Source organism: Olivibacter jilunii (assembly GCF_900607235.1).
GTDB classification, from domain to species: Bacteria; Bacteroidota; Bacteroidia; order Sphingobacteriales; family Sphingobacteriaceae; genus Olivibacter; species Olivibacter oleidegradans.
On record NZ_LR027848.1, the window covers coordinates 1011975 to 1032821 of the forward strand.

Annotated in this window: 8 protein-coding genes; 6 read left to right on the forward strand and 2 right to left on the reverse strand. The window is 41.0% G+C overall.

What is annotated here, in order from left to right; translation table 11 throughout:
• The first annotated feature begins 57 nt into the window (after positions 1 to 57).
• The 4 genes from E0E36_RS04180 to E0E36_RS04195 all read left to right on the forward strand — a co-directional run bounded on the left by E0E36_RS04180 (position 58) and on the right by E0E36_RS04195 (position 9811).
• Positions 58 to 2826 carry a DUF5695 domain-containing protein gene (locus tag E0E36_RS04180; RefSeq protein WP_130854828.1) on the forward strand — a complete coding sequence of 923 codons (2769 nt, stop codon included), beginning with the start codon at positions 58 to 60 and terminating at the stop codon, positions 2824 to 2826.
• 678 nt (positions 2827 to 3504) lie between these two features.
• Positions 3505 to 6708, forward strand: coding sequence for a SusC/RagA family TonB-linked outer membrane protein (locus E0E36_RS04185; RefSeq protein ID WP_130854829.1), 3204 nt, complete (start codon positions 3505 to 3507; stop codon positions 6706 to 6708).
• 23 nt (positions 6709 to 6731) lie between these two features.
• Positions 6732 to 8195, forward strand: coding sequence for a RagB/SusD family nutrient uptake outer membrane protein (locus E0E36_RS04190; protein WP_130854830.1), 1464 nt, complete (start codon positions 6732 to 6734; stop codon positions 8193 to 8195).
• 128 nt (positions 8196 to 8323) lie between these two features.
• Positions 8324 to 9811: a peptide MFS transporter gene (locus E0E36_RS04195; RefSeq protein WP_130854831.1), complete on the forward strand. Its 1488-nt coding sequence runs from the start codon at positions 8324 to 8326 to the stop codon at positions 9809 to 9811.
• 17 nt (positions 9812 to 9828) lie between these two features.
• On the opposite strand, the gene E0E36_RS04200 is transcribed toward E0E36_RS04195, so the two are convergent.
• Positions 9829 to 12252 (reverse strand): TonB-dependent receptor, encoded by a 2424-nt coding sequence (locus E0E36_RS04200; RefSeq protein ID WP_130854832.1) that lies wholly within the window; start codon positions 12250 to 12252, stop codon positions 9829 to 9831.
• Between the two features lie 113 nt (positions 12253 to 12365).
• On the opposite strand from E0E36_RS04200, the gene E0E36_RS04205 reads away from it, so the two are divergent.
• The gene (locus E0E36_RS04205) at positions 12366 to 14726 is read left to right on the forward strand and encodes a TonB-dependent receptor (protein ID WP_130854833.1); all 2361 of its coding nucleotides are present in this window, start codon (positions 12366 to 12368) and stop codon (positions 14724 to 14726) included.
• A 38-nt stretch (positions 14727 to 14764) separates the two neighbouring features.
• Here the strand turns inward: E0E36_RS04205 and E0E36_RS04210 are convergent, their stop codons facing one another.
• Positions 14765 to 16627 carry a DUF4859 domain-containing protein gene (locus tag E0E36_RS04210; protein WP_130854834.1) on the reverse strand — a complete coding sequence of 621 codons (1863 nt, stop codon included), beginning with the start codon at positions 16625 to 16627 and terminating at the stop codon, positions 14765 to 14767.
• 562 nt (positions 16628 to 17189) lie between these two features.
• Between E0E36_RS04210 and E0E36_RS04215 the strand changes: the two genes are divergently transcribed.
• Positions 17190 to 20639 (forward strand): family 43 glycosylhydrolase, encoded by a 3450-nt coding sequence (locus E0E36_RS04215; RefSeq protein ID WP_130854835.1) that lies wholly within the window; start codon positions 17190 to 17192, stop codon positions 20637 to 20639.
• Positions 20640 to 20847 lie beyond the last annotated feature (208 nt).

A 20847-nucleotide genomic window follows, 5' to 3' on the forward strand; every position in this document is an offset into this window, starting at 1 on the left:
TAAGTGTCTTGTTTACATTTGTGTATTGAAGCAATTTTTTCATAAGCTAAGATATACATGAACAGAGAGATGCATATACCAACGACTGGCATTGACAAAGGGCTTACACGGAGTCTTCTATTTATACCATTTTGTATATTATTGACTTTCATTTGTTATGCGCAAGATCCATGGAAAGCTCTTGCTCAGCGGCCGGAAACTTTAGGGCTCGCCGGTGGGAAGGAGAGCTATCGTACCCAATCATTTAATCTCGTGCTCATTAAGGAATCACAGACGGTTGCGGCCTTGCAACCATTGAACGACTTAGCATTTGACTTCACGCCAGGTGATCGACTGGATTTGCGTAAGGCGGATGGACTTTATCAGTTAGGTGACATTAATTTGCGTTTAAGGCAGGTCGGATCAGTGGAATGGAAAGATTACTCGTCCGCAAAACATCGGAGTAAGGTACAGGCTTTGCCGCAAGCGGGGAAAGTATTAGCGGCGGCTGATTTAAGTTCTACTTTAGGGAATGACGTTCCGATAAAGATTAAGCGTTATTGGGAACAGGTAGATGGAAAGCTGATTCTTCGTTTTGAACTTACTAACAACACGGAACAAGGTGTCGAAATAGGAGCCCTCGGAATTCCCATGATCTTTAATAATATCTTGCACGAGCGAAGTTTGGATGAAGCACACGCAAAAAACGTTTTTTTTGATCCTTATATAGGCATGGATGCAGGGTATCTACAAGTGGCGCGTTTGAGCGGGAAGGGAGAAGCACTGTTGGTGCTTCCCTACGGCAAAACACCGTTTGAAGCCTACAGACCACTGCTAGATGATCCAACCCCGAGGGGCATTACTTTTGAAGGTTTTCACGAATGGACGGTGCATAGTAAAGCTTATGCGGAAAAGGAATGGAAGGGTGTTAGCCAGTGGAATGAACCTACTTCAGTGATCTTAAAGCCGAAGCAAAAATTAAGTTATGGATTGCAATTTGTGTTAGCAGCAGATATTACACAGATCGAGAAAGCCTTAAAAACGAATCACCGACCTCTTGCCGTAGGAATACCCGGTTATGTATTACCACAAGATGTAGACGGAAAATTATTCCTCGATTATGAAGAGAAAATCCAATCGGTTAAAGTATTTCCAGAAGGAGCGCTATCCTTAAACAGAGAAAAGGGACAAAAAGGAAACTTACAATCTTATCGCATTAAAGGAAACAAATGGGGCAGGGCAACTATAAAAATTCATTATGCAGATGGCAATGTGCAAACGATCCATTATAAAGTCATTCGACCTGAAACACAGGTGATGGATTCTATCGGCCACTTTTTGACCACCAAACAGTGGTTTGATCGAGCGAATGACCCTTTTGGGCGGAACCCATCAGTTATTTCATACGATTATGAAGAGCAAAAGCAAGTAACACAAGATCGCCGCGCTTGGGTTGCCGGGTTAAGCGATGAAGGTGGTGCCGGAAGTTGGTTGGAAGCCATTATGAAGCAATTAGTGCAGCCTAACAAGGAAGAACTGCAAAAGTTACAAGCCTTTGCGCACGAAACATTGTGGGGAAATATTCAGCACAGCGAAGGACCTCAGAAGTATGGCGTTAAAAAAAGTGTGTTTTACTATGAGCCGGACTCCATGCCAGCAGGTACTTACGATCCGAATATTAATTATAAAGTTTGGTCGGCCTGGAATAAAAAAGGGGCAGATGATGTTGGCCGATCCTATAATTACCCGCATGTAGCGGCTGCACACTGGGTGCTGTACCGACTGGCTCGGTATCATCAGGGGCTGGTAGATCGCGAAAGTTGGCAATGGTATTTAGATAAGGCTTTTAACACGAGCATGGCCATGGTGAAACAGGCCCCTTATTACGCACAATTTGGCCAGATGGAAGGAACAATATTCCTGCTTATACTACAGGATTTAAAGGCAGAGCATATGTTGGTGGAGGCACAAGAGCTGGAGATAGCTATGAAAGCACGAGCTGACCATTGGCGTACATTAAATTATCCGTTTGGGAGTGAGATGCCGTGGGATTCTACCGGACAAGAGGAGGTATACATGTGGTCCGATTATTTTGGCTATCAAGATAAGGCGGCTGTAACACTAAGTGCGATTATGGCGTATATGCCTACTATGCCACATTGGGCCTATAATGGTAATGCGCGCCGTTATTGGGATTTTCTTTATGGAGGTAAAATAGCGCGCGTTGAGCGGCAGATTCATCACTATGGTTCGGCATTGAATGCGATCCCTGTACTGAAAGCCTATCGTGATCAGCCAGAAAATCTCCGTTTATTGCGTGTGGGCTATGGAGGCCTAATGGGCGCGATAGCTAATATTACGGAGGATGGCTTCGGTCCTTCCGCTTTTCACTCTTACCCGTCTACCTTAGCAAATGATGCCTTATCAGGAGATTACGGTAGTGGTTTCTTTGGCTATGCAATCAATACGTCGAGCTATCTAGTGCGTCATGAAGATTTTGGATGGTTAAGCTTTGGTGGTAACATTAAAGAAGAAAAGGATTGGGTTGTGCTAAAGCCGACTACCGCTGCAAAATCGAAAATATTTATCGCATCGGCCAAGCTCTGGCTAAGCCTCGATGCGGGCCAATTCAGTGAAGTTGCGTACAATGTAAATACAAAAGCTATACGTATTAAGCTTGCTGCTAAAAATGCTTTTACCCCACAGGCCTTTTTGCGATTGAGCCAAGATAGTAAAGTAGCGAGCTATTCTTTGGATAAAAAGCTGGATATCGAAAGGGGCGCTTATCTGATTCCATTGTATAGCGAAGAAACGATATTAACATTGACTGATAACAATAATAACTAAGAAAAACATACTAAGATAATCTATGGTAGGGGCCGCTTCGAAAGAGGCGGTTCCCTTTTTGTTCATATTTGATGATACATTGTTAAAATCTGGTTAATTTCGGATAAATGTCTTATGTAGATTTTTGTGGAAAGCTAAGCGGATGGCTAGTGGCTAATCAATTGTAACGTATTCCATTTTTTTCCGAGAAAAATATCCGGGGGTAAACCCGAAAACTAAAAATTTTGTTTTATGTGTGTTTGACTATCCGCCGTGAGGCGGATGGTCTTTTTAGCTTTAGCGTGAGATGGACAGCATAGTAACAAATCCATACAGACTCTTTGACTGCACTAGGAGCGACGGCTACATAGTGCAGTCTTTATTTATTCATGAGGGCTTCTACCTTTACGGGTCGCCAGGAGAGTAAAATAGAGGATATCCATCCTTTCAGATTACTATTTATTTCCTGAAACTTCGCAGATATGAAAAGCATGTAACAAACTGGTTAAAAATTGAAATGTTCCTGTTAAAATCCGGCAAGTAAGGCTTCTCATTTCATTCTACATTTGAAATATAAATGTTTAAATGACATTTATATACTAACGCTATCCAATTATTTGTTTATCAGAACCGAGGAAATCACTGCGAGATCTAACTTTTGTGTATCCACACGATGTATTAACTATAATTTAAATTTGTATGCAGACAAACTACCAAACCAGTAAAAGGCGTCTCAGTTGGACGTTTTTAATGCTGTTGCTATTTTCCGTAATGCGAGTACAAGCGCAGGAACAGATAACAGGACATGTAAAAGATTCGAGAGGACTTCCATTACCAGACGTGAGTATTGTGCAAGACGGAGAGGGTATCGGTACGAAAACTGATGAATCAGGAAAATTTTTACTCAAGTTACCGAAGCTTGGTGTTAAGTTAATCTTCCGATCTATAGGGTATAAGAATTACGAGCTGGTTGTGACCAACTCAAATAATCTTGAAGTAGTGATGGAAGATGATATCGCCGGGTTAGATGAGGTTATGGTTACGGCCTACGGAACGAGCAAAAAATCGTCCTTTACCGGGTCGGCTACCGTCATTGATGCGAAGCAGCTTGAAAACGTAAACACTTCCAACGTTGCGCAAGGCTTGCAAGGTCTTTCCGCAGGTGTGCAGGTCACAAATACTTCAGGACGACCTGGAGCGAACCCAACTATTAACATACGAGGTATCGGATCATTAACGGCAGAAATGGCGCCCCTATACGTCGTCGATGGAGTTCCTTCCGACGTGAATTTAAATGCTTATTCTCCGTCGGACATCGAGTCTATCACCGTGATGAAAGATGCGGCTGCTACTTCGCTTTATGGTTCAAGAGCGGCAAATGGCGTGATTATGATTACCACGAAACGCGGCGCGAGCGGCAAAGCGAGGGTGAATGCACGGGCCGCTTGGACAACTAGTGATTTTGCCGTGAAGTTTCCTGAACGAGTATCTCCCGCCAAACAATGGGAATTGGCGTGGGAAGGCTTGTACAACGATGCGCGAGATTTTGATGGAAAATCCGATGAAGAAGCGCGAGAGTACGCGAGTAACCGGGTACCTTCTGTATTTTGGAATACGACGCCCCTCTATGATGCGAACGGTAACCTGATCAGGAATTATCGTTCGGGTTGGAACATGGATTACCCCGTGGGTTTGGACGGGAAAATAAAGCCGGAAGCGCAACGCTTATGGGATTTTGATCTGTTTGATGAAGCGTTCAACTATCGTTTAAAGCAAGATTACGGAGTGGATTTTAGCGGGGCAATGGGCGAAAATAATACCTATTATGCCTCCTTTTCCTACCTGAATGATAAGGGCGTTCATATCAGCGACGGTTTTAAACGTTACACTGGAAGAGTGGCCTTGAATTCAAAGATCAACGATTGGTTCAGTATGAGTAACTCCATTATGTTTATGAACAGTGCGGATGTAAACGGTGGCTTTGATGCACGGGTGTTTCGTGTGATGCCAACGGAATATTCAGCCTATTTATGGGACTATGAAACCAATTCATATGCGATAAGTCCTTTTACCGGAAAACCGCAACTAGATGAGGGTGTAGCTAACGGTCGTGCCTGGTGGCCTCGATGGAGTGCCTATGGAGCGTTAACAGAAGCAAAAAATAGCCAAACCGATAATTTACAAACCGTATCTGCTCTTACGTTCCGATTGTTAGACGGGTTAAGCCTGAAAACGACTTATTCGTTCCAACTGATTGACAACTTCTATAGTATGTGGAAAAGTCCTGAACGTGAGAATCAGCTGCTTCCATCAGAAGGTTATGTGCAGCGCGACAACTACCGATCTTATTCGCACACAGTTAATAATGTGTTAACTTATGATAAGACCTTCAATAACTTGCACCATATCAACGTACTCGCTGGGCAGGAAATTTATTCTTATACTACTTCTGGTTCTGGAGTAACCCGCTCAGGACTTGCGCTTCCTTACTTTAAAGAAATCTCACTTGCATCTAATGATCCAACTGCGTGGTCAACCTTTGGACGTTATGGTCTCGCCAGTTTCTTTGGTAAAGCGGAATATGATTTTGATAATCGCTTTTATATATCGAGTAGCATTCGTACTGACGGATCTTCCCGTTTTCATCCTGATCATCGATGGGGACAATTTTATTCTTTAGGTGCTTCTTGGCGTATCTCTGAAGAGTCCTTTATGGAGAATACACAAGACTGGTTACAGAACCTAAAACTGAAAGCCAGTTACGGTGAAGTGGGGAATGATCGCGTAGGAAATTACTATGCTTATCAAGCTTTATACGGGCCAACAAGCTATGTTGGAACTGTCGGTGTACGATTAAATCAGTTAGAGAATGAAAATATAAAATGGGAAACGAATATTCAAACGAATATTGGGTTTGAATTTTCAGTTTTTAACAAACTTTCCGGAAGTGTAGAATATTTCACACGTAAGTCACAAGATCTTTTGTTAAACAGGCCATTGGCCCCTTCTTTAGGAATGGATGCAATTTTAACCAATATTGGAGATGTGCAGAACAAAGGATGGGAGGTAGATCTGAATTATTCAGCCGTCCGAACAAAGGATTTTGATTGGAATGTTTCGTTAAATGCCACTAGCTATAAGAATATAATAACAAGTCTACCAAGCAAAGAGGAGCAATATAGTCAGGGTGTTGCCATTTTTAAATGGAAAGAAGGCGGGTCGCGTTATGATATTTATGCCCCCAGTTTCGCCGGTGTCAACCCCGATAATGGACATAACCAATGGTGGAAATATGAATTTGACGGAAACGGAAATATTATTGGTCAGGAAAAGACAGAAAACTACAATGAAGTGAATGTGAACGAACAACGCATCAATCAGGGTTCTGTATTGCCTGATGTTTTTGGCGCATTCACCAATAATTTTCGATACAAAAGCTTAGATCTTTCCTTTATGCTTTATTATAGCTTCGGTGGTAAGCTATATGATTACAACTACTCAGAAAGTAATGTATTGCGGGAGAATTTTGCCGCCTACGATAATTTGGATCGCCGTTGGCAGAAACCGGGAGATGTAACCGATATCGCGAAGATCTATACGTACCGTACATTTGATGCTTTTGCCAATGCGCGTTACAGCGATCAATATATATTCACTAATAATTTCGTACGCTTGAAAAATGTGATGCTGGGGTATAATTTACCGCAGTCGTTAGTGTCGAAGTGGGGCCTCTCTGCATTAAGAATCTATTTCCGAGGAGATAATCTACTCACCTTTGGCAGTGCAAAAGGCCGTGGTACGGATCCCGAGAACTATGGTAATGGTTTAGTTGGTGTAGTGGATGCTAGTTCAGGTGTTCCTGCATTAAGGAGTTATTCTTTAGGTTTAAACGTGTCTTTTTAAATGAGGCGTAAAAATATAACAAAATGAAATTTATAAATAAAACTTTAATAGGTCTATTGACAACGATGCTATTGCTAAGCACTGGTTGCGAGAAATTCTTGACAGAAGAGCCAACTTCTGATTTGACCAATACAACGGTTCTGCAAGATGTTACCGGTTTGAATTTACTGTTACAAGGTACTTATCGCATGATGCGAGATGGAAACAATGGAAGCAGTGATAATCCAGCGACATCTAGTCCTTTAGGAATTAAATTGTTATCAACCGTTTCAGGTTTGGATATGATGGTCAATCAAGAGCAGGTAGGTAATAATTGGTACTTCTATACTTATAGTAACCAACGTTACGATGCGACTAGCGGTGTCACATCTACGATGTGGACTACCATGTATAGGGTTATCAATAATACCAATATTATCTTAGAGAATGTGGACCAAGCAATAGGAGGGCAGTCAGAGAAGAACGCAATTAAGGGACAGGCCTTGGCTTTACGAGCCCGTTGTTATTTTAATTTGGTTCGTATGTATCAACACACATACATCATTGCTAAGGATAAGCCAGGTGTCCCTCTACAATTAACTTCCGATTTAAATCCAAAAGCGAGAGCAACCGTAGAAGAAGTCTACAATCAAATCATTGCTGATCTAACTAACGCTGAAACTTTATTAATAGACTTTAATCGCCCTAGTATTAATTATTACAATGTTGACGTTGTCAATTTTCTTTTGGCAGAAGTGTATCTTACCATCGAAGACTGGGTTAATGCACAAAAATATGCCAATAGAATCCGTACAAACTATGAATTGATGACGACGGGTGAATATAAAGCAGGCTTTTCTTCACCTAATAAAGAGTGGGTTTTGGGTTATGAACAAGGTTCGCAAGATTACTGGTGGTATGATTCGCCTGCCTGTTGGTTTGATTTTGGACAAAATAATGCGCCTTGGCAGGCCGAACAAATTTTACCATCCAATTATTTTGTTGAGGTAATAATGAAAGATGATCCACGAGCCCTTTTTATTGAAAATCCGTTGTACCCCGGGAAATATGCTGCCACGAAATTCCGGGAATTGCGGGACGAGCCTCCATATGGCCACCTTTACGATTTTCGGGCAGCAGAAATGTATTTGGTAGAAGCAGAAGCAGCAGCAAGACAAAATGATTTACAAACTGCTTTACAAGTGTTAAATACCCTACAGCAAGAACGAGGCGCAGCGGTAACGAGCACCTCGAGTCAAGAAGCGTTAATCGATGCCATTTTACTGGAACGGCGAAAGGAAATGTGGGGGGAAGGTCTTGAATGGTTCGATATTCTGCGCTTGCAATTATCGGTGGAACGGACAAGTGCACAAGGGCATTATCAAAATGTCAGCGTTCCAAAAAACTCCAATAAACTGATTCTCATGATACCTGAAAAAGAAGTGATTAACAACAGATCATTGGAGCAGAATCCAAACCCAAGCCAAGTCCCGGTGTTTGTTCCGTAGTTTGAAAAAGTATATTTTGAGCGTATATCTATCAGTTGTAACATAAAAACAACTGATAGATTTTTATTTGTTAACGGGATAATTATTTACATTCGTCCTAATTTTATCGTCAAATCCAAATACATGTTATGCCTCCAACAACTTTAGAGGAAATCCAAAATTTTGAAGGAAAATATCCAAAACAACTCTGGTATCTCTTTACCGTAGAAATGTGGGAACGCTTTTGCTTTTATGGTATGCGAGGGATATTGGCCCTGTTTATGGTGGATCAATTGGCTTTAAATGATCGGGAAGCGAACCTCAAATATGGTGCTATCCAGGCTTTTGTGTACGCCTTCACTTTTATGGGGGGCATCGTAGCGGATAAAGTCTTAGGTTTTAATAAATCCCTGATTTTTGGCGCTTTGGTAATGATTGCAGGTAGTACTTTAATTGCTATTTCACCAAATCATTTCTTTTATATTGGAATTTCCTTATCTATTATTGGTACAGGCTTTTTTAAACCCAATATTTCTTCGATGGTTGGTCAGCTATACAAACCCACCGACACACGGAGAGACGCTGGTTTTAGTATGTTTTACGCGGGTATTAATATTGGATCGTTTTTGGGCGGTATCCTGTGCGTTTATCTTGGAAAATACGTGAATTGGAGTTCCGCCTTTGCTGCGGCAGGTGGGGTAATGTTGATCGGACTCATTACTTTTCATTTCTCAAAAAAACAATTGGGCCCCATTGGTTTATCGCCGCTGTTACATCAACCAAAAGGAAAACGTAGACGCAATGAAATACTCGTTTATTTTCTAGCCTTACTGGCGATCCCCTGCATCTTGATCATGATTCAAAACACGCAGTATACCGACCTTTTTATGTATACAATCGGTCCGATAGCGCTAATATATTTCTTTTATGAATGGTTCAAACTGTCGGATAAGCGGTTTCGGTACCCTCTGTTAGCGGCACTGATCTTCATTATCGCTTATATTTTCTATATCGCATTCTTTGAGCAAATGGGTGGTTCTTTGAGTTTGTTCGCGGCTAATAATTTAAAACATGAGCTCCTTTTCTTCCAAATCGATCCCAACATGATCAATAATTCATCGGGAGCGCTCTTTATTGTACTTTGTAGCTCGCCCTTGGGAATGTTATGGATTTGGATGGCGAAGAAGAAGATCGAGCCCAATACCTTAATTAAGTTTGGCATCGGATTCTTTTTACTGGCTATCGGATTCTATTTGTTTTTCGCAACTCGGTTTTATGCAAATGAACAGGGTAAAACTTCTTTGAATATTTTTACACTTGCTTGGTTTTTTATCACTTTGAGTGAGCTATGCATAGGTCCAATCGGAATGTCTGTCATCACTAGATTGTCTCCCCAAAAGCTGACGGGTATGATGATGGGACTTTGGTTCCTAGGGAGCGCTTACGGGCAATATGTTGCCGGTTTATTGGGCGCGGATATGTCCATTACCGATGAAAAGGCCTCTTTATATGATAAGTTATTGGCCTATACGGAAGGTTATAAGCAATTAGCCTTATATGCCGTATGGATAGGTATTGGCTTGATACTGATTAACCCCATCATGAAGCGTATGATGCGCGCTAAATCCGGAGGTTAATCAGTCATGTAATCGATCTAAAACTTATAACTAAAGCTGGCAGCGAAGTTGCGGAGCCTCTGTGGGTTAACCGACCAATAACCTATATAATATTCCTTATTGGTGATGTTATTTAGGTTAAAGGATATGCGATAATGTGTTTGGTTATAAAACAGCCCTGCATTGAGTAATACATAACTTGGTAAATCAAATTCGCCCGTTATACTACTATCAATTACCCGATATTTACCAGCATAATTACCTCCGACGCCAACACCGAAATGCTGTAATTTCCCGCTTGTGAACCGATAACTTGCCCATAAATTCGCAAGGTTTTGTGGACCTTGACCTCCAATCGCGCGGCCGGGTTCACTATAAAAATCCGCTTCATCACCTGCTATAACCTCGGTTTTATTGTAACTATATCCAGCAATTAGATTGAGCCCCTGCATGGGGTTGGCATTCACTTCAACCTCAAAGCCCTTACTCTGAACTTTACCTCCCTGTAATGAGTTGTTTACATTAGCGGGATCCGGCGATACCCTATCTGACACCTTAATATTATATACCGATACGGTGGTATTTAAACGTTCATTGAACAAATCGGTTTTTATACCATACTCGAATTGATTAGCCAGCTCAGGTTTAAACGATTTTATGCGCGGATTACTTCCATCGGGATCAGCAACTGAACGAGGGGCTACATTGATAAAAGCGTTCATATAATTGGCAAAAAGGGACACCTTATCCAAAATAGGTTGATAAACTAGGCCAAACTTTGGAGATAATGCTGTCTGGTTAAAATCATCTTCCAGGTCGCTTTTTTCCCCTTTTGAAACGAAATGATCAACCCGTAAGCTTGCCATTGCCGATAGTGCGGGTGTAATGTTCAATACATCGGAGACATACGCACTATACGAACTGTTACTCACATTACTGTTGGCACCCCCCGTGCCTGCTAGAATCTGGTCAACGAAAGCGCGCGAGAGGTAAACAGGTGCAATCGTGTCAGTGGTACCCGGTTTGATATATTCCACTTCTGCTTGTTGTGGGGTAACTTTTCTTACGGCCGCTGTGCCTGAGCCATTATCAATAACATTTCGGCTAAAGTAGTTTAATCCTACCAATAAGCGATTCCGAAGTCCAACAATGTTGAAGTCGCCGTTAAAGTTTTGCTGAATATTGGTTACACTGGTTGTTTGTCTTTCTTTATGAAAAAATTGGTCAAAATACGAATCGCTGATTCCGTCGTCCCAGATATAGGTGTAATAACCATCAGACTTCACAGTCCCTCTTGAAATAGCCGTTTGCGAAGTCCATTGTTCTGATATTTTGTAGAGCATTTGACCCTGTAGATTAAATCGTGGATTTTTAATGGTCATGTCATTATTGGTAAATGATAGATCATTATTCAAGTTAAGTTCTTCGAGCGATTTAAATGGTAGCGGTCCGGTACGGTCTGAATGAAAAAATACAGGTGGAACGGCACGCTCTTCTTCAAGAATTTCTGCCATCAAATGGAAAGACAGTCGATCGTTTACCTCATAAACCAACGATGGAGCTATGAAAAAGGACTTCTTGAAACCCGCATCTTGGAAGCTGTTTTCATCGTGATAGGCTGTATTGATGCGCAGCGCTATTTTTTCTGTTTTACTTAAAGGGGTATTAATATCTGCTGTTACCCTGTTTAGTCCGTAACTTCCCATTTGATAAGTGATCTCACCACCGAATTCATAATATGGTTTCTTGGTGATCGTATTGATCATCCCTCCATAACTGTAGAAGCTGCCGCCGAATAAGGTGGCTGAAGGTCCTTTGATCACTTGTATTTCTTCGATATTGATGGGGTCGAGGTTTCCACTCGTTAAGCCTGGTAAACCATTGTACATAATGGGTTGAGAGTCAAATCCCCTTAATGCAAAGTAAGAGGCTCCATCACCCGCCCGCCCTGTTGATTCCCAAGTACGCGTAATGCCCGGTACATTGCGTAAAGCATCGTCAAAGTTGGTAAGCCCTTGTTCTTTCATCGTCTCTGATGATACGATGCTATATACTTGCGGGTTCTCCAATTTCTTAAGCGGCATTCGTGCAACGTAATTGTCCTTTTTATTTAGATTTTTAGTGGACACAAGCACTTCTTGCAAGGTAGCGGCGTTTTCCGCCAACGAAAAATTTATTGTTAAGGGACTGCCTGGTTTTACCTCGATCGTTTTTTCCTGTTTTTCTAGTCCTACAGAAGTTACTTTAAGCACATAGGACCCAGGAGTAACGCCCTTTATAGAATAACTGCCGAATTTGTCCGTTACCGCTCCGAGGTTAGTACCATTTACGGTGATACTCACCAATTCGGCAGGTTTTCCGTCCGAAGTACGGATGGTACCGTTTATACTGGTGACTTGGGCGAGGGCCGAGCCGTAAGTCCATAAAAAAATAAAAATAAAGAAAGTAAACCTTTGTAGCATGGGTATTTAGATTTTTGGGAGCAAATATATTATTTAAAATAAGTCTAAACAATCTATTTTAAATTATTCTAAATAAATTTTTGTTTCTATATATTTGCGGCCAAATTTTGAATATGATGCGAAAATATTTGGTTGTATGCTTAATGATGACAACCTATTTGTTACCCACTTATGCTCAGACATTACGTATCAATGGTTTTGTGAAAGATAAGAACAGACCGGTGCCCTATGCCAATATATCAATCGCGGATTCATTAAAGACCACTGCTAATACAGAAGGGGAATACAGCTTAACAGTTCATCCTGATTTAACCGCCGTGTTAAAGGTAAGGGCTGTCGGTTATGAGGACTTTTTATTAGCATTAAAACATCTTAAACTAGACACTACGATTACGATCCATTTACAAACGAAAGCCAATCGCTTGAATGAAGTTGTTATCTCTGCTACACGTAAGGCGGAGGAGATTCGTAATATCGTGTCATCAGTAACAGTAGTTTCCAAGAAAAAACTGGAAACCGAAATGGCTATCAACCCGGACTTGAGTAATATATTGGCCAATCAGGTGCCTGGTTTTGCTCCGACGGCACAGACCGGTAATAATGTCGGTCAGAATTTACGAGGGCGCCCTATGTTGGTAATGATAGATGGTGTAAGTCAGTCCTCTCCATTGCGTAATGCAGAGGTTGACATTCGCTCCATTGATCCGTCGGTTCTGCAGCAAATCGAAGTCGTAAAAGGAGCCACAGCTATCTATGGAAATGGTGCAGCAGGAGGTTTAGTTAACTATGTTACCATGGTGCCTGACACTGCCGCTCGTTTTGCCGGTAAGACACAGGTAAACGTTACAGGTTCTTTAATAGATTCAAAAAATTCACTGGGCGGTAGATTAAGTCAGCAGTTTTATGGGAAAATCAATAAGTTCGATTACGTAGTAAGTGGTATGTATGAGCAGACAGGCGAGTATAAAGACGCAGAAGGTGATGTGGTGGGCCCAAACTACAGCCTTGGTGAAACCGATAGCTATAACACCTTCATTAAAATAGGTTTTGAACCTGATACACATCAGCGATTGCAATTCACCTATAATTTATACAGCAGTTTACAAAACAGCAATTTTACACTTATAAATGGAAACATAGCGACGGGACAAAAGGCAACCGGGGTTTTAGGAAAACCTTTGGGAATACCAACAGGGGTGGATTATAACCATAACTTACATTTTGCTTACACAATAGATCACTTATTTCTGAACAGTTCGATGAATATTGATGCTTATTATGAAAAAAGAAAAGATGTGTTTTATGTGTCAATAGGGCGTTTTGATGGAGGGGATGGACAATCTTTAGCAAGCAACGATAAAAAGGGTGCTAGGTTATTTCTACACACACCCATTTTAGTTGGTAAAAGAGCAAAAGCCAATTTGTCTTATGGCTTTGATTTTTTAAAGGATAAAACGGCGCAACCGCTGGTGGATGGAAGAATTTGGGTTCCCACAATGGATATGAACAACCTTGCGCCTTTTGCACAAGCGGACTTCACTTTTTTTAATGATTTAATTCTAAAAACAGGTTTTCGTTACGAAGACGTAAAAATTAAGGTCGATGATTATACAACACTTCGTACAACGAATGCGAGCGGTGAGACACTAACACCGTCTTTTAACGTTGCCGGTGGCAACCTAAAATATGGCACCGGATTGTTTAATGTAGGTTTGAAGTATAATCGACTCAATTTATTTAGTCCTTTTGTGAGCTTCTCCCAGGGCTTCTCTGTTATGGATATTGGCTTAGCTTTAAGAGATGCAAAAGTAAATAGCATCGATAAAATAAATACGGATGCAGTAAAAGTGAATAACTATGAAGCTGGATTTGAAAGTCGATTGGATAATTTAATATTTAGTCTTTCAGCGTACAGGAGTACTTCTCAATTAGGCATTGAAGTGGTTTACGATCCGAATACTGACCTATTTAATACCGTAAGAAGTCCTGAGAAAATCTATGGATTTGAAATAGCCGCAGATTACCTTATTTCTTCGGCTGTCCAACTGGGTGCCAGCTATAGTTATACGGAAGGGAAAAGAGATGTCAATGATAACGGCAAATATAACGATCCCGAAGATATGTACTTAAATGGGAGAAGGATCTCTGCGCCAAAGATAACCGGAAACATTAGCTATAGACCTATTAAAGCGCTAAATTTAACCCTTTATTATACTGGGATTGCCTCAAGGGATCGTTTTGAAAAAAATGTAAAAGGTGCATATAATGGTAATGAAGGCCCGGTGCAGTCGTACAACCTCTTTAGTTTTTCGGGAAATTATCAAGTGAAAAGGAATACCCACATTATGGTTGGAATTGACAATATTTTTAATGAAGACTATTTTCCGGCAAGAGCCCAGTGGTTTATGCAACCGGGATTCTATTCTAAAGGAAGAGGAAGATCTTTTAGTATTGGCTTAGCGGTGAGTTATTAGCATAAAGAGGAGTGTCCGAGAACACTCCTCTTTACAGTTTATTCGATGTTAATTTTGAATACAAATGTAGCTTGCGCCGTTTTTCCTGGCTCATATTCGTAAACTAAGGCCTGTTTCACCGTATATTGGTTGCCTGGAGTCGAATGACCGGGATATTGTCCTATTGAAAAAGTAAAATTTGTGGCATTAAACTCCGAGAAAACTTTTGCGTCATTTCCCCAATTAATAACATTGCCGTTTGCATCGAACCAGTGTCCATAGCCATTGGCGGTCGTCGTCGCATTTAAATTTCCATTGCTCTCCACTGCATAGAATTTAACGCTACTTCCCATTAATTGTGTGATCTTGCCAGGTTGTAGTACAAAAGCTTGGGCAAGAGGAGTTACGTCTATCGAGACGGTCTTACCCGAGTAATTCACAGTATCTCTCGGAAAGCTTACATTATAGGTAAATGTAGTGTCCTTTGGTGTGGCATCCTCTTCTAGATCGATATGATTGATGAGTGTAGTGTTTGTAAACTTAACTTTATACGGCCACTGTTCATCATTGTTTTCGTCTTCATCCCAAGGATGTACTGCATAGGTACTAGGTGCTCCTGTTACAACAAACCATAGCTTTGCACAGTTTTCGGGAATGGTAAAATTCACTGTCTTATTAATACCCTGCTCCATGTTCCCATATACGCGGGCTCCATTAGCTAATAAAGCTACGTAACCGTACCGCCAACCTGCGCGCGAAGCGTCCACCGTATTATACCCTGTCGCATTAGGTAGACCCATGAACGCCGTTGATATTTGTGTTCCGGCAGCGGGTACCTTCAGTGGTATGATATTATAACCGGATGTGCCTGGGCAATGGTCATAAGCAACTTGAAAACTGCCATCGGCAAGTTCATTAAAATTGAAGCTATGAGCTCCAATGTAATTTTTTCCGTTTTCCCGCAAAGCATCTAAGTCCCATGTGGCAAATTTTGCTGCTGCGTCATATAATTCATCGTTTAATTGCGCATTGGAAATACCGGTTATCCGCATATAAGCTTGTATCGGGTCTTCCGGCTGTTGTGCTTCACGCCAGATTCTCCCAATGATGTCAATGCCATGCTTATTTGCCCAATAGTAATGGATGAAATAACTTGCATAACGTTGCCATTCATGATGAATATGCCGATGATAGTTTTGCGTGTAAACGGTGAAATTGTGTGAAGAGAACGCTTCCAACGGATAGCTTTGATAGGCTTGCCATTGCGCGGTCTGTTCCCAAAAACCGTTTCCTCCATTGCCACCAAAACCATATCGGAAACCCGAACCACCGCCTAAATCGCAATGAACCTGATATTGAAAACTATGCCCTATTTCATGAGCGATGGTGGAACCAACGGGTTGTGAGGTGCCCGGACTTATCCAGAGCGCGCCGATTACGTCATCGTAACCGGAACCTGTTGCTAACCATTCGTCTTGGTAATAAAGGAAAATCATCATCTTATATTTGTCGAGATTCGATTTACCCTTACCACGCTCAGCAAATTTTAATACATTGATATTTAAATCATAAAAAGATTCAGCTTTAGTTAGCAAATCATCGATATTGACCCGATATTTAGAGGGAATATCGGTTGAATTTGGATCGTTATCTCCATATTTTGCTCCCCAAAAGACAATGAAGTGTTCTGATTGCCTGCTACGAGGATAACACCAGGTGCTCGTCGTATCATTGAAGTCCATATGTTGGAATTCTTGCGGAATATAAATTGCTAAACTATCGACCTCCTCTCCGGGAACCGGATGAAAAGGATTTTTCTTACATGAAAGAACAGTGGCGAGCATAAGAAGGCAAATGAAAAATGGAACTAGCATAGCTAATCGAAAGTGCCCCACCTTCTCTGAAATGTTGATTTTTTTCATAAATAATAATAAAACTTACGTTAAACTTTGATTTTAATACTTTGGCCAATGTTGATTCTTCCATCCTTGTAGCTTGTGAAGGAAGAAGGATAAAAAGGGGTCATGAACTGTTGTGCATTGCTCATTAATTTAGTGTTACATAATAATAATCACTACTGTTTCGGATTCTGTAGTGCTTGCCTTAGTTTGAACTTAATTTATAATTGGGTATGAGCTCAGTTTATAAATGTTTTGTTGACATTTATTTGCGTTGTACGAAATTAATGACTTGCTGGCAGTTAAAACTAAAAGTATTTTAACCAATAGTAACCATTTATTTGCCAGCTATCTATTTTCGTTTCTATCGAACGTTGGTAGAAAAATAAAATAACTGTTTTAAAGACATTTATTGTTAAAAAAAGACAATAGTCTGTTAATATCTGGATGGTTGTCCATTCGCTAAGACCTTAACTTTGGTTTTTACAGTGTAAAAAGGCCTAAATAGTTGGTTTATGTTTGTTTAATTGATGTGGAAAGCCATCTCTATGGGCAAGAGATGGCTCTTCCTTATTTTTAGAATATAATGGATAAAAAAGAGATTTTTGTTTTCTTTCTACTTCTTTGTTCGCTTAGTGGATTTACGCAAGCGCTAAGGCAGAACTCGCCAAGGACTGGAAATCCCATCATACCGGGTTATTTCGCTGATCCAACTATAAAGAAATGGGGTGATACTTATTATATTTATGCCACGACGGATGGGAACGGCTTCGGATTGGGGCCATCTCAAGTATGGAAATCCAAAGATTTTGTGAACTGGTATATGGAGCCGATGAATTGGCCGAATACACCGATTTATTGGGCGCCGGATGTGAATAAAGCAAGTGATGGCAATTATTATATGTATTATAGCCAACCTTGCGAACTATATGGAGCCTCATCGAATTCGCCAACGGGCCCATGGACTCCGCTATTACCGGGAACCGAGGCAGTGATCCCGAATTATCTTGTACCCAATGTGATTACTTTAGACGGCCAAACCTTTCGGGATGATGATGGTAAAATGTATATGTTTTGGGGTACCTGGGGAATTTATCCGAATAGTGGTTGTGGCATGGGGTTGTTGAATGCCGATATGAAATCTTTTGCGAAAACGGGGATCATTCCAAATACCATTGCAAAAGACTTTTTTGAAGCACCTTTTATGTTTAAGCGAAATGGAATTTATTATTTAATGTACAGCGCTGAACATTGTGAAGATGCAAGTTATAAGGTTCATTATGTAACGAGCAAAGAGGGACCCATGGGCCCTTTTGTATATGGCAAAAACAGTCCGGTATTAGTTACTAATGAAGACGGTACCGTACATGGTCCCGGGCATAACAGTGTATTGCAGGAAGGCGATAATTTTTACATCGTTTACCACCGACATAACAATCCACACAGTGGAGGTGGTTTTCACCGACAAATAGCCGTAGATAAGCTTGAGTTCGACGAAGAGGGAAGTATAAAAAAAGTTGTGCCTACACATCAAGGTATCGGCGCATTGGCAAAAAATACCATTCAAGCCATAAATTTAGCATTTGGTAAACAGATAAGTGCTTCTTCTGTGTATAGCGATGATTTTAGAGCTGACTATGCGGCCGACGATAATAATGGGACGCTCTGGAAAGCCGCCGATAATATGCATGAAGCATGGTGGCAAGTGGATTTAGGAAAAGAAGAATGTATACGGAGCGTCTTAACTCAGTTTGAATACGCTACGTGGTACTATCAATACCTGATGGAATATTCTAACGATGGGCAGCGTTGGAAAGTTTTTGCAGACCGCACCCAAAATACGCAATGGGGTAGCCCGATGAAAGATTACGGCGATGTAAAAGCCCGTTATTTTCGAATCACCATAAAAAACACTCAGTTATCTGGACTTAATAGGGCTATCTGGAACGTAAAGATATTTAGCGAACCTCGTATTGCTTATGAAGAAGGAAAACTGTCGACACCGCAAGCTCCGGTTGGAAAGCAAGAAAGTCTGGGTCTGCTGGTCGACCTAGAGGCAGAAAAATATGCCCTACATACTGCAGATAAAAAGGTGGCTAACAAAGGTGTGTTAGGCGGCCTTTTTCGGGTAAAAAACGGAAGCTACACGATTGATTTGGTGCAGGGAAGAAAAGCTTTTGTTTTTGACGGACAAAGTTATTGGCAATCTGAAATGGCGCTCCCTCCAACCGTAGGAGGAAACAGTAGTTTCACCATCAGCGCATGGATAAATAATCCAAACATCGCGAAAGAAGAACCAATTATTCAATGGGCATCTGGCGGGAGGGACTTGACAAATGCATCATTGGGCTATGGATCCGATCCGGCCGTCGGGGGAGTAGTACATGGGGGGTGGGCTAATTTGGCTTTCAAGGATATCCCAAGTCCTAACAAATGGCATCACGTGGTGCTTGTTTTTGATGGTACGGAAGAGCGATTATATGTCAATGGCAAGTTAGAGAATCGCGGTAACCGCATGCTTTTTCTGGAAAGATCTGCCGATATATTAATTGGAACAGACAGACGTTTACAGCACTTCTTCAGTGGCGCCATTGCTTCGCTAAAAATGTACGACTATGCTTTAACGACGCAAGAGATTGAAAAATTACGGATTAGCGCTAAAAAGAGCGCGTATGTTGGATCGTTTGAAGCGAAAGATTTAGTGTTTGGAAAAGTGAAGACTTGGATAAATAAAGGCTATGGTAAATCAGGAATAGAGCTTCAAAATCAGGACGCTGAACTACTCGCTTACAAAGGGCAAATGGCGGTATACATAAAGAACGGGAGGGACGCGTTGCTTCCTTATTTAAAATCTACGCTTGATAGTTTGGCTTATTATAGCCTTGTTTTGGTATACGCAGATGGTAAACGGAAGACGAAGGATACCTGGGCATTAACGGCCCTCGTGAAACAGCGCGATGGGCTTTATTATTACCATTCGGATAAATGGGAAAAACGAAATGAGCTGAATGCGGAACTCATGAAAATGATTCCCTCAAAAGGCATTTATCTAAAATCGCTTCATTTATTGAATGAGGCTAAAGATGAAAACGAGTTAAAGCGCTGGGCAGATTCCGTGCTGAATCTAAAGCCGGACAAGCAGATTAATCCAACATATACGATTCATCCAAAATGGGTATCGGAGGAACTGGCTTTTATGGAGGTAGACACTTCGCTGGCGAATCGGGGTTATCAATTTAGTTTTCAAAATATAAATAACGACAGTACAAGTACAGCCTGGCAATCAACCACCCACTACCTTGCACAAGATTTGAATAAAACAGAAAAGCGAGCTTTTCGGTTTTTTGTAAAAAACCGTTACGGCTTTGTATGGAGTTCACAACAAATTTCGCTAAAGGATGTCGAAAAAAACCGATTTACTAGTATGCGAGAGGGCTTAGACCTCGAAAAGGATTTTGCCGGTCAGTATAATTGGGATGGTATGGAAGGAGGTTCGGCCGATAGTTTAACGATGCGGCAAGGCCAAGGCGTTGTTGAACTGGCTTCGGCAAAAACAGCTTGGGACGGTAGTAGTAATCGAGGGCCCTTTTTATATAAAAATATATCCGGTAACTTTTTGATGCAACTAAAAGTGAACGATTTGTCCGGTCTACAGCAACGCAAGCCATTGGGTCCAAATGAAGTGGGTTTGATGGTTCGTTATGTGAATGAAGAAAATGAACAGTTATTGCAAAATGGGGTGATGCTTGGTTGGGGAATAGGCAATATTGTAACGGACCTAGACCATAGGAGAAAACAACAGCATAATAATACCGGTTTCGACTTCTATCCTTATCTGCAAATTCAGCGAGAAGGTAGGTTAATCTTTGTTCGGGGAAGTAAAGATGGTAAAATATGGGTTGATTTTCCAGGAAGCCCGTATGTTAAGCCAAAATGGCTTGATAAAGTGCTGCAAGTAGGTCCATATCAAGCTAGTTATTCAGAAAAATATGGTTATGGACGTCTGTCTGATTTTAATTTGTATGAATTTCACTAGTTGTTGCTAATAATACACTTTTTCATCTGTTTTATTGTGGATGGTAGTTGGTTGTTGGTGTAAAATAACTAATAAAATAGCTTTTTTTTGATTTTATGTTAATATTCGGTTTGTTGTAGTTAATTTTTGATAATAATTCGAGGGGTTTATGTAATAGTTTTGTTAAAGTCCAGAAAAAAATAGGTAATAGCAACAAAACCAACACGAA